The 14,311-nt window shown below is 63.8% G+C and carries 14 protein-coding genes; 8 read left to right on the top strand and 6 right to left on the bottom strand.

Annotated elements, in window-relative coordinates:
• From ACIPHN_RS07140 to ACIPHN_RS07125, 4 genes are all read left to right on the top strand, one after another.
• Positions 1-1,816: phosphate acyltransferase (locus ACIPHN_RS07140; protein ID WP_400434657.1), on the top strand; the 1,816-nt coding region annotated here is incomplete at its 5' end.
• 390 nt (positions 1,817-2,206) lie between these two features.
• Positions 2,207-3,565: an MFS family transporter gene (locus ACIPHN_RS07135; RefSeq protein ID WP_400434655.1), complete on the top strand. Its 1,359-nt coding sequence runs from the start codon at positions 2,207-2,209 to the stop codon at positions 3,563-3,565.
• 103 nt (positions 3,566-3,668) lie between these two features.
• Positions 3,669-5,477: an ATP-binding protein gene (locus ACIPHN_RS07130; protein WP_400434653.1), complete on the top strand. Its 1,809-nt coding sequence runs from the start codon at positions 3,669-3,671 to the stop codon at positions 5,475-5,477.
• Positions 5,477-6,814, top strand: a complete 1,338-nt coding sequence (locus tag ACIPHN_RS07125) for a sigma-54-dependent transcriptional regulator (RefSeq protein ID WP_400434651.1) — start codon at positions 5,477-5,479, stop codon at positions 6,812-6,814. Before ACIPHN_RS07130 ends, ACIPHN_RS07125 begins: the two co-directional genes overlap by 1 nt.
• Before the next feature lie 65 nt (positions 6,815-6,879).
• On the opposite strand, the gene ACIPHN_RS07120 is transcribed toward ACIPHN_RS07125, so the two are convergent.
• Genes ACIPHN_RS07120 through ACIPHN_RS07110 form a run of 3 tightly spaced genes read right to left on the bottom strand, consistent with a single transcriptional unit; the run spans position 6,880 to position 8,605 of the window.
• On the bottom strand, positions 6,880-7,542 hold the full coding sequence (locus ACIPHN_RS07120; protein WP_400434649.1) for a DUF799 domain-containing protein: 663 nt from the start codon (positions 7,540-7,542) through the stop codon (positions 6,880-6,882).
• The gene (locus ACIPHN_RS07115) at positions 7,539-7,907 is read right to left on the bottom strand and encodes a DUF4810 domain-containing protein (RefSeq protein WP_400434647.1); all 369 of its coding nucleotides are present in this window, start codon (positions 7,905-7,907) and stop codon (positions 7,539-7,541) included. Before ACIPHN_RS07115 ends, ACIPHN_RS07120 begins: the two co-directional genes overlap by 4 nt.
• Positions 7,908-7,936: 29 nt before the next feature.
• Complete coding sequence (locus tag ACIPHN_RS07110) at positions 7,937-8,605, bottom strand: CsgG/HfaB family protein (protein WP_400434645.1); 669 nt, start codon at positions 8,603-8,605, stop codon at positions 7,937-7,939.
• Positions 8,606-8,879: 274 nt separating this feature from the next.
• Here ACIPHN_RS07110 and ACIPHN_RS07105 point away from each other — a divergent pair, with 274 nt between their 5' ends.
• Complete coding sequence (locus ACIPHN_RS07105; protein ID WP_400434643.1) at positions 8,880-9,530, top strand: carbonic anhydrase; 651 nt, start codon at positions 8,880-8,882, stop codon at positions 9,528-9,530.
• A 14-nt stretch (positions 9,531-9,544) separates the two neighbouring features.
• Here the strand turns inward: ACIPHN_RS07105 and ACIPHN_RS07100 are convergent, their stop codons facing one another.
• The 3 genes from ACIPHN_RS07100 to ACIPHN_RS07090 all read right to left on the bottom strand — a co-directional run bounded on the left by ACIPHN_RS07100 (position 9,545) and on the right by ACIPHN_RS07090 (position 11,810).
• Complete coding sequence (locus ACIPHN_RS07100; protein ID WP_400434641.1) at positions 9,545-10,576, bottom strand: aldo/keto reductase; 1,032 nt, start codon at positions 10,574-10,576, stop codon at positions 9,545-9,547.
• A 15-nt stretch (positions 10,577-10,591) separates the two neighbouring features.
• Positions 10,592-11,020: a MerR family transcriptional regulator gene (locus tag ACIPHN_RS07095; RefSeq protein WP_400434639.1), complete on the bottom strand. Its 429-nt coding sequence runs from the start codon at positions 11,018-11,020 to the stop codon at positions 10,592-10,594.
• 121 nt (positions 11,021-11,141) lie between these two features.
• Positions 11,142-11,810 carry a TetR/AcrR family transcriptional regulator gene (locus ACIPHN_RS07090; protein WP_400434637.1) on the bottom strand — a complete coding sequence of 223 codons (669 nt, stop codon included), beginning with the start codon at positions 11,808-11,810 and terminating at the stop codon, positions 11,142-11,144.
• A 259-nt stretch (positions 11,811-12,069) separates the two neighbouring features.
• On the opposite strand from ACIPHN_RS07090, the gene ACIPHN_RS07085 reads away from it, so the two are divergent.
• Genes ACIPHN_RS07085 through ACIPHN_RS07075 form a run of 3 tightly spaced genes read left to right on the top strand, consistent with a single transcriptional unit; the run spans position 12,070 to position 14,310 of the window.
• Positions 12,070-13,080, top strand: a complete 1,011-nt coding sequence (locus ACIPHN_RS07085) for a porin (protein WP_400434635.1) — start codon at positions 12,070-12,072, stop codon at positions 13,078-13,080.
• A 9-nt stretch (positions 13,081-13,089) separates the two neighbouring features.
• A complete protein-coding gene (locus ACIPHN_RS07080; RefSeq protein WP_400434633.1) occupies positions 13,090-14,097 on the top strand; it encodes an ABC transporter substrate-binding protein in 1,008 nt (335 codons plus the stop codon).
• Positions 14,098-14,310: a hypothetical protein gene (locus tag ACIPHN_RS07075; RefSeq protein ID WP_400434631.1), complete on the top strand. Its 213-nt coding sequence runs from the start codon at positions 14,098-14,100 to the stop codon at positions 14,308-14,310.
• Position 14,311 lies beyond the last annotated feature (1 nt).

Genomic DNA, 14,311 nt, shown 5'->3' with positions numbered 1-14,311 from the left:
CGGTCGTGGCGCCGATGAAGGTCACCAGGCCACTCTCGGCGTAGGGCAGAAGCGCATCCTGCTGCGACTTGTTGAAGCGGTGGACATCAAGAACGTCAAGCTGGTGGTCTCCGGCGCTGGCGCGGCTGCGCTGGCCTGCCTGGACCTGATCGTCGACCTGGGCTTCCCGATCGAGAACATCTACGTCACCGACCTGGCCGGCGTGGTCTACAAGGGCCGCAAGGAACTGATGGATCCGGACAAGGAACGTTTCGCCCGCGATACCGAGGCGCGTACCCTGGCCGAGGTGATCCCGGACGCCGATATCTTCCTGGGCCTGTCCGCTGCTGGCGTGTTGAAGCCCGAGATGGTCAAGCAGATGGCGGCCCGTCCGCTGGTGCTGGCCCTGGCCAACCCGACCCCGGAAATCCTGCCGGAAGACGTCAAGGCCGTGCGTGACGATGCCATCATCGCTACCGGCCGTTCGGACTATCCGAACCAGGTCAACAACGTCCTGTGCTTCCCCTACATCTTCCGTGGTGCGCTGGATTCTGGCGCGACCACCATCACCCGCGAGATGGAGATCGCCACTGTCCACGCCATCGCCGAACTGGCGCAGGCCGAGCAGTCCGATATCGTGGCCACCACCTATGGCGTGACCAACCTGTCCTTCGGCCCGGAATACATCATTCCCAAGCCCTTCGACCCGCGCCTGATGATCAAGATCGCCCCGGCCGTGGCACGTGCTGCCGTGGCCTCCGGCGTGGCGGCCCGTCCGATCCAGGACATGGACGCCTACATCGAGAAGCTGGAGCAGTTCGTCTACCACAGCGGTACCTTCATGCGCCCGATCTTCCAGGTCGCCAAGAAGGCCGCCGAGGCCAAGAAGCGCATCGTCTACGCCGAGGGCGAAGAAGAGCGCGTGCTGCGCGCAGTCCAGGTGATCGTCGATGAAAACCTGGCCAAGCCCATCCTGGTGGGTCGTCCGGAAGTGCTGGAGCAGCGCATCCAGAAGTTCGGCCTGCGCCTGCGCGCCGGTACCGACTTCGAGGTCATCAACCCGAACTTCGACAACCGCTATCGCGACTACTGGCAGACCTTCCTGGAGATGTCGCGCCGCAAGGGTGTCACCGAGCAGTACGCCAAGCTGGAAATGCGTCGCCGTCATACGCTGATCGGCTCCATGGCGATCCACAAGGGCGATGCCGACGGCATGATCTGCGGCACCTACGGCACCACCCAGCTGCACCTGCACTACATCGACCAGGTGCTGGGCAAGCGCGAAGGCGTCAATGTCTATGCGGCCATGAACGCGGTGATCCTGCCCAATCGCCAGCTGGTGATGGTGGATACCCACGTCAATGAAAACCCCAACGCCCGCGAGCTGGCCGAGATCACCATGCTGGCCGCCGAGGAAATGCGTCGCTTCGGCCTGCATCCGCGTGCGGCGCTGCTGTCGCACTCGAACTTCGGTTCCAGCAACAGCGAGTCGGCCCGCAAGATGCGCGAAGCCCTCTGCATCCTGCGCGAGATTGCGCCGGACCTGGAAGTGGATGGCGAAATGCACGGCGATACCGCGCTCGATTCCAAGCTGCTCAACGCAGTGATCCCGGATTCGCCGTTGAAGGGTGATGCCAACCTGCTGGTCATGCCCAACATCGATGCCGCCAACATTGCCTACAACCTGCTCAAGACCGCATCGGGCAATGGCGTGGCAATTGGCCCCATCCTGCTGGGTTGCGCCAAGCCGGTCCACATCCTGACGCCGTCGGCGACCGTGCGCCGCATCATCAACATGACCGCCCTGTGCGTCATGGATGCCCTGTCGGAGCGTTGATCGGAAGGTATCTGAGTCCGTGAAGACGGCGCATGTCGCAAGACATGCGCCGTTTTTTTTATCTGGATTGGCTGGATTTCCGCACATGCGGCTGCGCAGCATTCCGGGAATCCGCATGGCTGGTGCGGGTCATGCCTCGGGTTTTAATGAAAAGTCGTTAATAATCAATGGCTTGTAAATTGTTTACTGATCCTTTGCGGCTGGCACGAAGCCTGCAATAGTGAAGGCAAAACAAAAGCAAACACGGAGACACTCCCCCCGATGCCCACCGCATCAAGCGCACGCGTGAGCGTGGCGTCTCCAGGTTGCCGATGTTCCTGAAGAAGCAAGATGACCCGCCGCCCCGACCTGCCGGGAGGATGCGGCCCACACCGGAGTACAGGAGATCACATGAACAAAAAATCCACCTTGAGCGCGGCGGAGTATCGCAAGCGTATCTTCGCCATCCTTGGCGCATCCTCGGGCAACCTGGTCGAATGGTTCGACTTCTACGTCTATTCCTTCTGTGCGATCTATTTCGCACCGGCCTTCTTCCCCAAGGGTGACCCGACTAGCCAGTTGTTGAATACCGCCGGCGTCTTTGCCGCCGGTTTCCTGATGCGTCCCATCGGCGGCTGGCTGTTCGGCCGCATCGCCGACAAGCACGGCCGCAAGACCTCCATGCTGATCTCGGTGCTGATGATGTGCGGCGGCTCCCTGGCCGTGGCCGTCTTGCCGACCTATGCCACCATCGGTGCCTGGGCGCCGGGCCTGCTGTTGCTGGCGCGCCTGTTCCAGGGCTTGTCGGTGGGCGGCGAGTACGGTACCTCGGCCACCTATATGAGTGAAGTGGCGCCCGATGGCCGTCGCGGCTTCTTCGCCTCCTTCCAGTATGTGACCCTGATCGGCGGCCAGCTGCTGGCGGTGCTGGTGCTGTTCGGCATGCAGCAGTGGCTGACCAAGGCTGAACTGATGGCCTGGGGCTGGCGCATTCCCTTCGTCCTGGGCGCGGTGGGCGCGCTGGTGGCGATGTACCTGCGTAGCTCGCTGGCCGAGACCTCGTCCGAAGGCGCCCGCAAGAAGAAGGATGCCGGCACCCTCAAGGGCTTGCTGCAGCACAAGCGCGCCTTCCTGAACGTGGTCGGCTTCACCGCCGGCGGTTCGCTGATGTTCTACACCTTCACCACCTACATGCAGAAGTACCTGGTCAACACGGCCGGCATGGATCCCAAGGTGGCCAACGGTGTCATGACCGGCGCGCTGTTCGTCTACATGATCCTGCAACCGGTCTTCGGCGCCATCTCGGACAAGATCGGTCGCCGCAATTCCATGCTGTGCTTCGCCTTCCTGGGCATGGTCTGCACCTTCCCGATCCTGCACTTCTTGAAGGACGTGAGCAGCCCGGCCGTGGCCATGGGCCTGGCCATCCTGGCCCTGACCATCGTCAGCTTCTACACCTCCATCAGCGGCCTGATCAAGGCCGAGATGTTCCCGCCCGAAGTGCGCGCCCTGGGCGTGGGCCTGTCGTATGCGGTCGGCAATGCGCTCTTCGGTGGTTCGGCCGAGTTCGTGGCGCTGTCGCTGAAGGCAGCTGGCGTGGAATCGGCTTTCTACTGGTATGTCAGCGCGCTGTGCCTGGTGGCCCTGATCATCAGCCTGCGCATGCCCGATCCGCAACGTGACGGCCACCTCAAGGGTGATGTTGCCATGAACCCCGACGAGGATGGCGCAGCCGGTGCCGAGGCCGGCAAGCAGCGCAAGCCAGCCTGATCGTTCAGGTCAGACGCGGAACAGGCCCTGTCCGCGTTATCATGATGGTTTGACAGCGCGGCGCCCTGCGGGGCGCCGCGTTGCATTTACTTCATTGCACCGCATGAGAGCCAGACGAAACCTGCTATTGCTGATCCTCTTCCTCGCCAGCACCCTGCTGGTGTGCGGGATCACCTATCGCCTGGCGCTGCGCAAGGCCGAAGTGGATCAGCAGAACCAGGGCGCAGTGCAATTGCAGATCGCCGCGCTGGACCTGCAGTCTATCCTGCAGAAGTACGAAGCCTTGCCCTTTGCGCTGGGTTTCCAGTCCGATGTGCGGCAGGTGCTGCAGCATCCGGAAGATGCGCTGGCGGTGGATCGCCTCAATCGCGCCTTCAAGATCATCCAGCAGCAATCGCGGGCGGTGAACATCTTCATGCTTGATCGCCATGGCCTTACGCTGGCCTCCAGCAACTGGGACGAGGAATTCAGTTACGTCGGGCGCGACTTCGGCTTCCGCCCCTATTTCCGCCAGGCGGTCGAGGGCAGGGCGGGGCGCTTCTATGGCATCGGCAATGTCTCCAGCGAACCCGGCTACTTCATCGCCCAGCCCATCTACCGTCGCCAGGACCAGGCCGATGGCGACCTGCCCATCGGCGTGATGGTGGTCAAGGTCGACCTGGCCGAGTTCGAACACACCTGGCGCAGCAGCGAAGACCCGATCACCCTCACCGATGCCGGTGGCGTGGTGTTCCTGAGCAACCGGCCCGAGTGGAAGTATCACAGCCTGCAGGCGCTGAGCGTGCCGGTGCAGCAGGAACTGGCTGGCACCCACCAGTATGCGGATTTGCCGATCACGCCGGTCTCGGCCCTGCCAGCGGCCTTGCAACGCGGTTTCGGCACCCATGTGTCGCGCCCGGTGGGGCGGCTGGGCTGGCAGCTGATGCTGTTCCCTTCGCATGCGCGCATGCAGCGCACGGCCATGCTCTCGACCATGGCCGCGGCCCTGGCGATGGTGGCGCTGGCCATTTCGCTGCTGGCCTGGTACCAGCATCGCCGCCGCGTGCAGGAGCGCCTGGAGTCGCGCGATGCGCTGCGCCGCGCGGCCGAGGAGCTGGACCAGAAGATCGCCCTGCGCACCGGTGAGCTGACCGCCGCCAACCAGGCCATCGCCGCCAAGTACGAGAAGCTGCAGCAGACCGAGAGCCTGCTGCGCACCACCCAGGACGAGCTGGTGCAGGCCGGCAAGCTGGCCATGCTGGGGCAGATGGCGGCCGGGGTGACGCATGAGCTGAACCAGCCGCTGGCGGCCATCCGCGCCTTCGCCGACAATTCGGTGAAGTTCCTGGCGCGTGGCCAGACTGCCCAGGTGGCCGAGAACCTGCAACACATCAGCAGCGCCAGCGCCACCATGGGCAAGATCATTGCCCAGCTCAAGGGCTTCGCTCGCAAGAGTGGCGAGGCGGTGGTGACGGTGGATCTGCGCCAGGCCATCGAGGCGTCTGCCTTGCTGCTCAACAGTGATTTCCAACACCTGGGGGCGAGCATCCGCATCGATATCCGCGAAGCCGCCCATGTCACCGGCGACGTGGTGCGCACCGAACAGGTCTTGATCAACCTGCTGCGCAATGCCCTGGATGCGGTGGAAGAGTCCCCGACCCGCTGCGTCTGCGTGGTGCTGGAAGTGGACCAGCCGCGCCAGCAAGCCCTGGTGCGCATCCGCGACTCCGGCGCCGGCATTGCCGACGAGGTGGCGCCGCATCTGTTCGAACCCTTCTTTACCACCAAGTCCTCCAGCAAGGGGCTGGGCTTGGGACTGGCGATCTCGTCGTCCATCGTGCAAGCGATGAACGGCCAGTTGAGCGCCCATAATCATGAGGGCGGTGGCGCCGAGTTCGTGGTGCGCCTGCCGCTGACCAAAACGGAGACCTGATGGACAAGCACAGCGGCGCCTGCAGCGCCATTCTGATCGAGGATGAACAGGCGGTGCGCCTGGCCACCGCGCAGGCGCTGGAACTGGGCGGCTTTGCCGTGACCGCCTGCGCCAGCGCCGAGGAAGCCTTGCCGCTGCTGGGTCGTGACTTCTCCGGCGTGCTGGTGACCGACGTGCGCCTGCCGGGTTTGTCGGGCCTGGACGTGCTGGAGCGGGTGGTGGGTATCGATGCCGACCTGCCGGTGATCGTGGTGACCGGTCATGGCGACGTGGGCATGGCCGTGGATGCCATGCGCGCTGGCGCCTATGATTTCGTGGAAAAGCCCTTCAGCTCGGACGACCTGCTCGACATCGCCCTGCGCGCCCAGGAAAAGCGCAGCCTGGTGCTGGAGAATCGCCGCCTGCGCGAAGCCTGGGCGCACCACCCGGAACTGCCGCCGCTGGTGGGCCAGTCGGGCGCCATCGAGCGCGTGCGCACCCTGATCCGCAGCCTCGGGCCGGCGGATGTGGACGTGCTCATCAACGGCCAGACCGGCACCGGCAAGGAAGTGGTGGCGCGCCAGCTGCATGCCGCCAGCGGACGCAAGGGCCCCTTCGTGGCGCTCAACTGCGGCGCCTTGCCGGAGACGGTGTTCGAGAGCGAGATCTTCGGACATGAAGCCGGCGCCTTCACCGGCGCGCAGAAGCGCCGCATCGGCAAGCTTGAATATGCCGACGGCGGTACCTTGTTCCTGGATGAGATCGAGAGCATGCCGCTGGCCCTGCAGGTCAAGTTGCTGCGGGTCTTGCAGGAGCGCCGCCTGGAGCGCTTGGGCGGCAACGAGTCGGTGGCCATCGATTGCCGCGTAGTGGCCGCCAGCAAGGCCGACCTGTTGAAGCTGGCTGGCGAAGGGCAGTTCCGCGAAGACCTGTATTACCGCATCGGCGTGGTCTCGATCGACTTGCCGGCGCTGAACCAGCGCAGCGAGGATATCCCTCTGCTGCTGGCGCATTTCTGCCAGGCCGCGTCGGTGCGCTACCGACGCGAGGTGCCGCCGTGGAGCACGGCGCAGATGCAGCAATGGCAGCAGCGTGACTGGCCGGGCAATGTACGTGAATTGCGCAACTTCGCCGACCGCTGGGTGCTGGGGGTGGAGCAGATCGCCACGGCGGGCCGCCTGGCGGGCGTGCCGGCCATGCCGCCCCTGCCGGAGCAGGTGGAGAATTTCGAGGCCGGCCTGATTGCCGCTGCCCTCAAGGAGAGCGAGGGTAGCGTGGCGGCAGCAGCTGAACGGCTGGGCATCCCCAGGAAGACGCTCTACGACAAGATCAAGAAATACCAGCTCGCAGGCGCCTGAGCCGGAAGCAAAAACGCCGCTGGCACGAGATGCGCAGCGGCGGTTTTCATTGGTCCCCGAGGGGATCAGTCCTTCTGGTATTTCGGTGAACGCGGACCATACAACAGGCCATTCTGGCCGCCCGCGCGCAACAGGCGCGCGCTGGTCAGTCCGGCCATCTTGTAGCTGGCATCGGTGCTGGTGCTGATGATCTGGTTGACCACCGCCGAGACCAGGATCCCGATCAGGCCGCCGCTGGAGTTCTGCTGCTGCTCGGCGCTGGAGGCGGTCGCCGAACCCTGCCACAGCATCTTTCCCGAGCGCAGGTCGATCAGCTTGGCGTCCGCCGACACCACCGTCTCGCTCTTGACCACCTGGTAGGCGGTGCCGTAGTTGGTGACGTTGATGTACAGCGCGGCATCGGCACCGAAGATCTGGCGCAGCTTCTGCACGGGCAGCTCGTGGATGTCCGGAGCGTTGTCCAGGCCGTTCTGCTTGAAGGTCTCGGCCGCCAGCGACACCGGGATCACGTAGTAGCCCGACTCGGCCAGGGGCAGCGTGGCCTGCGACAGCATGCCGTAGGGCGCGATCACTTCCGAGGAACTGTTCACCGGCGGCAGCACCAGGATCGAGGCCGGACGGGCTGCCTTGAACTCGGCGTAGTCATAGGGTTTTTTCTGGGTGGCGCAACCGCTGGCCAGCAGGGCCAGCAGCAGGGCGGCAGCCGCCTTGAATTTTCCGGTCATCATTTGGTGACTCCCTTCTTGTAGTTGCGCATCAGGAAATCCATGTACGGTGTCGATTCGGGGAAGAGCGATTTTTCGGTCTGCAGCTCCTGGATCAACTGGTCTTCCTTGCCGATGGCGGCGTAGAGCATGCCGAGGTGGGCGTGGTAGCCCGGCGGCACGGCCTCGCCGCGGGAGCGGATCTTCTGCAGGTTTTCTTCCAGCGCGGCGATCTGCTGCTCGTTGCCGTTGCCGTCGGTCTTGAAGTGGTCGTAGACCTGGTCCTGGTAATTGCCCCAGCCGTACAGGGATTTCTGCTGGTGGTTGGCGCAACCCGAGAGGACGAGCGCCAGGCCGGCGGTGAAGCCGATTGCAAGATGTCTTTTCATAGTGGTCGTGTCGTGTGCGTGGTCGGGACTCAGGGTTTCCAGGCGCCGGAGTCGATTCCGGTCACGAGCTTGTCGACCGCCTCGCGGATGGCCAGGTCCAGGACCTTGCCGTTGAGGGTGGAGTCATAGCTGGCGGTGCCGCCGAAGCCGATGATCTCGCGGTTGTCCAGGCTGTATTCACCCGCGCCCTGGGTCGAGTAGACGACCTGGGAGGTGTTCACGTCCACGATGTTCAGGTTCACCTTGGCGTAGGCGATCTGCGACTTGCCACGGCCCAGGATGCCGAAGAGCTGGCGGTCGCCCACTTCCTTGCGGCCGAATTCGGTCACGTCGCCGGTGACCACGAAGTTGGCGCCCTTCAGTTTCTGTGTCTGCTTGTTGAGCTGGGCTTCCTGGGCCAGTTCGGCCAGGTTGTCACGGTCCATCACGCTGAAACGGTTGCTTTGCTGCAGGTGGGTGATCAGGATGGTCTTGGCTTGGCCGCCCAGGCGGTCGACGCCGTCGGAGAACAGGCCGCGCAGATAGCTGGAGCGGTTGTCGAACTTGCCGACCGAGATCGGGCTGCGTGCCCCCTGGTAGACCTGGTTGGCGCTGGCGACCTGCGCCACCGGCAGGCTGCGCGAGCTTTCCGTGGCGCAGCCGCCAAGCATCGTTACCATGGCCACCCCGGCCACGGTCGTGACTATCCTACTGATCATAAGTTGTTCCCCGATATGTTCATGAATCGGCCGCCGGGCGGCAGCCGCGAGCAAGCGCGAAACGACCAGGTCTTGTGCCCGGCGATGTTTCGAGCCGGCAAGTTTATCAGGGGAAGGTAAGAGAGTCTTTAGAAGAATTTAGGTTTTTTAACAAAATATCACTCAGATCAAGTGATTTGTTGTTACGCAGGCAAGAGCATGTTCACTGCGGTTCTCTGCATTCCGGGTCATAATGCGGGTTTTCCGGAATATTCATCAAGGCAAAGAACCGATCATGCGCGATATCATCAACGGCTTCCTGCGTTTCCAGCAGGATGTATTCCCAGCCCGAAAAGAGCTCTTCAAGACCCTGGCGACCGGACAGACGCCCAAGGCCCTGTTCATTTCCTGCTCGGATAGCCGCATGGTGCCCGAGCTGGTCACCCAGCGCGAACCGGGCGACCTGTTCGTCATCCGCAATGCCGGCAACATCGTGCCCTCTTTCGGCCCCGAGCCGGGTGGCGTGAGCGCTACCGTGGAGTACGCCGTGGCACAGTTGAAGGTGTCGGACATCGTCATCTGCGGCCACTCCGATTGCGGCGCGATGACGGCGGTGGCCACCTGTGCCTGCCTGGACCACATGCCGGCCGTGCGCAACTGGCTGCACCACACCGATGCGGCACGGATGATCAACGAATCGCGCAACCACGCCACCGAGAAAGAGCGTATCGATGGCATGGTGCGCGAGAACGTGATCGCCCAGTTGAACAACATCCGCACCCATCCCTCGGTGGCGGTGGCACTGGCGCAGGGCCGTCTGGCGCTGCACGGCTGGGTCTACGACATCGAGTCCGGCTCCATCCTGGCGCTGGACGCGACCACCAATACCTTCGTGCCGCTGGCCGAGCATCCCTCGGCCCACGGCAGCGAGGCAGAACCGGCCTAAGCGGCCGAGCAGGCCTAACCGTTGAGCATCTTCATGCTGGCTTCGGTATACCGTTCGCCAGCGGCAGCGCCCCGTGGGAAGACGGCATCCAGTGCCAGCAGGTCCTGCGCTGACAGCCTGACGGCGAAGGCGCCGGCGTTTTCTTCCAGGTAGCGGCGGCGCTTGGTGCCCGGAATCGGCACGATGTGCGGATCCTGCGCCATCACCCAGGCCAGCGCCAGCTGGCTGGGTGTGCAGCCGTGGCCTCGGGCCAGTTCCTGCACCTTTTCCACCAATGCCAGGTTGCGGGCGAAGTTCTCGCCCTGGAAGCGCGGATTGGTGCGGCGGAAGTCATCCTCGGCCAGATCCTCGAAGCGGCTGATGGCACCGGTCAGGAAGCCCCGTCCCAGCGGGCTATAGGCCACGAAACCAATCCCCAGCTGGCGGCAGGTCGCCAGGACATCACCTTCCGGGTCACGCGTCCACAGCGAATATTCGCTTTGCAGCGCCGTCACCGGATGCACCCGGTGGGCACGTTCCAGCGTGGCCGCCGACGCTTCCGACAAACCGATGTAACGGATCTTGCCGGCCTTCACCAGGTCGGCCAGCACCCCCATGCTGGCCTCGATGGGGGTATTGGGATCGATGCGGTGCTGGTAGTAGAGATCGATGGTCTCCACGCCCAGGCGCTTGAGGCTGCCCTCGATGGCCTGGCGGATATAGGCCGGGCTGCCGTCGATGCCGCGCGCGGCCGGATTGGCCGGATCGCGCCGGAAGCCGAACTTGGTGGCGATGAAGAATTTGTCGCGGCGTCCCCGGAGGGCGCGGCCCACCAGCTCCTCGTTGGTGTAGGGGCCGTACATGTCGGCCGTGTCGAGCAGGTTGATGCCCAGCTCCAGGGCGCGGTCGATGGTGGAGAGCGACTCCTGGTCATCACGATGGGCGTAGAAATCGCTCATGCCCATGCAGCCCAGGCCGATGGCCGAGACCAGCGGGCCATTGGCACCCAGGCGGCGCGTGCCCACGGGCGACTCCGGTTGCAGGCGGGAAGTGAGGCGTTCAGTCATGGTGCAATCCTTTCTTCAGTTGACGCTGGCCGTGACCGCAGGCAGGGGCGAACCCACCAGTGGTGTGCAGGCTTGCTGCTCAAGTTCGTCGTACAGCGCGATCTTGTGCTGCAGCACCTGCAGGTTGCTGTGCAGCTCGGCCAGGGTGTGTTGGACGCAAAGCGTATGCGCTTGCAGGATGGCTTTGCGCTCGGTGACGCTCTCCATGGTGTTGCCCAGCCGGCGCAGTTCGGCGTAGCGCAGCATGGCCCGCACCGGCAGGCCGGTGGCCTTGAGCTTTTGCAGGAAGGCGATCCAGTTCAGGTCTTCCTGGGTATAGCGCCGGTGGCTGTTGTCACGCCGTTCGATAGCATCGAGCAAGCCGATGCGTTCGTAGTAGCGCAGCGTATGCACCGACAGGCCGGTGGCAGTCGCCGCCTGGGCAATGGTCATGGAGGTCGTCATGGCAGGCAGTCTAGAAGTTGGAGTGCGCTCTAAGTCAAGCGGCATGGGCCATTATCTGCAAGTCCGGTGACGCCTGCCGCAGGCGCTGTTCAGCAGGGGCTGTCCGGCAAGTCTTGCGGGTCTACGCCGCCGGTTCCTGTGCCATGGCGTGGATGCCGGCGCACAGGAACGAGACCAGTCGTGGCAGGGCGCTCGGGTCACCGGGTTGGGCCGCGCCGCGCGAAAGTCGTTCCACCCGGCGGTCGGCAATATGCATCAGCAAGGCCCCCAGCGACCATTGGTAAGCCCAGCAATGCCAGGTACGGGGACGGTCGGGATAGATGATCGCCAGGGCCGCGATGAAGTCTTCAGCCAGGGCATCGTAGTGCCGTTTGATGGTCTCGATGGCGACCTCGGACTGCTCCCAGACCGAGCGCGCCACCAGCACCAGGAAGTGCTCGCCTTCAGGCTTGTCGCGCATGGTGATGACCGGGCCGCACCAGGCGTTGACGATTTCTCGCAGGGCCTGCTCGGGCGGCCCCTGCAGATCGGCATCCTGAATGCGACGTCGGCGCTCGGCGATGTTGTCTTGTCGATGCACGAAGATGGCGTCGAACAAATCCTCTTTCTTCCCGTAGTAGTAACCGACCAGGCGCGACGGCACGCCGGCTTCATCGGCAATGTCGCGAATCGATACCGCGTCGTAGCTGCGCATGGCAAAGAGCCTTTCGGCGCTGAGCAGGATGTCTTCCTTGCGGTTGGGCTTGCCGGTTTCGTTGTCGGTGGCGCGAGCAGAGGTGGATGTCTTCATCTTGGTCATCGGCGGTGCATTAACACAGTCGTGTCATTTTACGGCACGCCGCGGCCACACCAGCAAGACTGCAAATCCCGATTGACACCTGCCAGCCTCCTGCCTAATATTACACAGTCGTGTAATACACAGTTGTGTAATTTATCGATCTTCCCTTGACCAGTCGCCACAGAGCGTCGGCTGGGGAAGCGGCAATCAAACCGGCGACAAGACGATAACCAAGGAGACAACAATGGTGGAGATGGGTGGAGCTGGCCGCATGGCCAGGCATGCGCTGCTCGCGGCGGCGGGCTGGCTGGTGTGTTCGGCTGCGGCAGCGCAGAGCGCGGTGCAGGTCTATGGCGTGCTGGACCTGTGGGCGGGGAGTTCCAAGATCAGCGGTGATGCAGCCTCGGCCAAGGTGCTCAACAGCGGCGGCATGACCACGTCCTACTGGGGGCTGGGCGGCAGCGAAGATCTGGGCGGCGGCAATCGCGCAGTGTTCACGATCGAGGGATATCTGCAGCTCGACACCGGCGCGGCCGGGCGCTCCAATACCGACACGATGTTCTCGCGCAATTCCAACGTGGGCCTGGCCGGTGCCTGGGGCGAGTTGCGCGTGGGCCGCATCGTCAATCCGCTGTTCTATTCCACAGGGGCGGCCAATCCCTTCGGCGGGTCGACCCGCTTTGCGCCCTTGCTGGCCCAGACCTGGACCGCGCCGTTTGGCCGTGCCGTGTTTGGCGATACCAGCTGGGATAACGCCGTCCAGTACACGTTGCCATCGATAGGCGCGGTGAAGGTCACGGCCCAGTATGGCTTCGGCGAAGTGGCCGGCAGCAGCGGCACCAACAATGTCTCACTCAATGCCGTCTACAAGGATGGCCCGACCTACCTCACCCTGGGCGCCCAGCAGGTCAAGGCGGGCCCCGGCATTGCCAGCGTGGGGAGTACCGTGCAGAAGACCGGCTTCCTGGGCGGCTCGTATGACTTCAAGTTCCTGCGCCTGTATGGCTCCTACAGCCAGGCCAGCGCCTCCACGCCAGACCTGCGCGCGCGCACGGCACAAGCGGGTATTGCAGTGCCGGCCGGGGGCGGCGACATCCTGGCGTCGTGGGCACAGACGCGCAATGACCAGAATGCCAGCCCGAGCCAGCGTACCTCTGCGTCGCTGGGCTATGACTATTACCTGTCCAGGAGAACCGACGTCTATGCCGTGGGCATGCTGGACAAGGCCAGCGCAACGGCGAGCGGCAACAGCATCGGTGTGGGCATCCGCCATCGCTTCTGAGGAGAGTTCATGAAACGCAATGCAATCCCTGCGCTGATCGGCGCATTGCTGACTGTCGGCGCGCACTGCGCGGTGCAGGCAGCAGAACCCGTCAAGACACTGCGCCTCGGTGTGCTCACCGACATGTCCGGTCCTTATTCCAGCCTGGCCGGGCGTGGCTCGGTGGTGGCGGCACAAATGGCCATCGATGACTGCCTGGCACGGGAGTGCCGGGGCATGAAGATCGACCTGATCGCGGCCGACCATCAGAACAAGGCCGACCTGGCCTCGTCGAAGGCGCGGGAATGGTTCGACACCCAGCATGTCGATGCCCTGGTGGACCTGGTCAATGCCTCGGTCCAGCTGGCCATCCAGAAGCTGGTGGTGGAGAAGGACAAGGTCGCGCTCTATCCCGGCGGCACCAGCCGCCTCACCAACGAGGACTGCGCACCGGGTAACAGCGTGCAGTGGCTCTGGGATACCTATGCCCAGGTAGCGGCCGTGACCCGTGCCATCAACAAGCCCGGGACTTCGTGGTATTACCTGACGGCCGACTATGCCTTCGGCAAGGCCCTGGAGTCGGATGGCCGGGCCATCATCGAAGCCGGTGGCGGCAAGTTCCTGGGATCGAACCGCCATCCCTTCCCGAATGCCGATTTCTCCTCGGCCATCCTGCAGGCGCAGTCGTCCAAGGCCAACTACATCGGCCTGGCCAATGCCGGTGCCGACACCATCAATGCCATCAAGGCCGCCAGCGAATTCGGCGTGACCAAGCGGGGACAGAAGGTCGTCGGCTTCATCCTCAGCGCGCAGGACGTCCACAGCATCGGCTTGCAGACGGCGCAGGGGGCAGTGCTGGCCGAGAGTTTCTACTGGGACTACGACGACCAGACCCGCGCCTGGAGCAGCCGCTACGAGAGCTTGTCCAAGCTGGGCAAGCCTTCCATGATCCATGCCGGTGTCTATTCCTCGGTCTATCACTATCTCAAGGCGGCTGCGGCCAGCAAGACCACGCAAGCCAGGGACGTGATCCAGTAGATGCACCGGCTACCCATCCAGGACCAGGTGGTGCGCAATGCCAAGCTGCGGCCGGATGGCAGGATGGTGCATGACTACTACCTCTTCACCGTCAAGTCACCGCAGGAATCCAGAGGGCCATGGGATCTCTACAAGCTGGACAAGGTGATTCCGGGTGACCAGGCCTTCAAGCCACTGGAAGCGTCGGCCTGCCCGGCGCTGAAGAAGGGCTAGC

The sequence above is a fragment of the Herbaspirillum sp. NPDC087042 genome (genome assembly GCF_044745245.1).
Lineage (GTDB): Bacteria > Pseudomonadota > Gammaproteobacteria > Burkholderiales > Burkholderiaceae_D > Herbaspirillum.
This window is presented reverse-complemented; position numbering and strand designations above follow the sequence as displayed.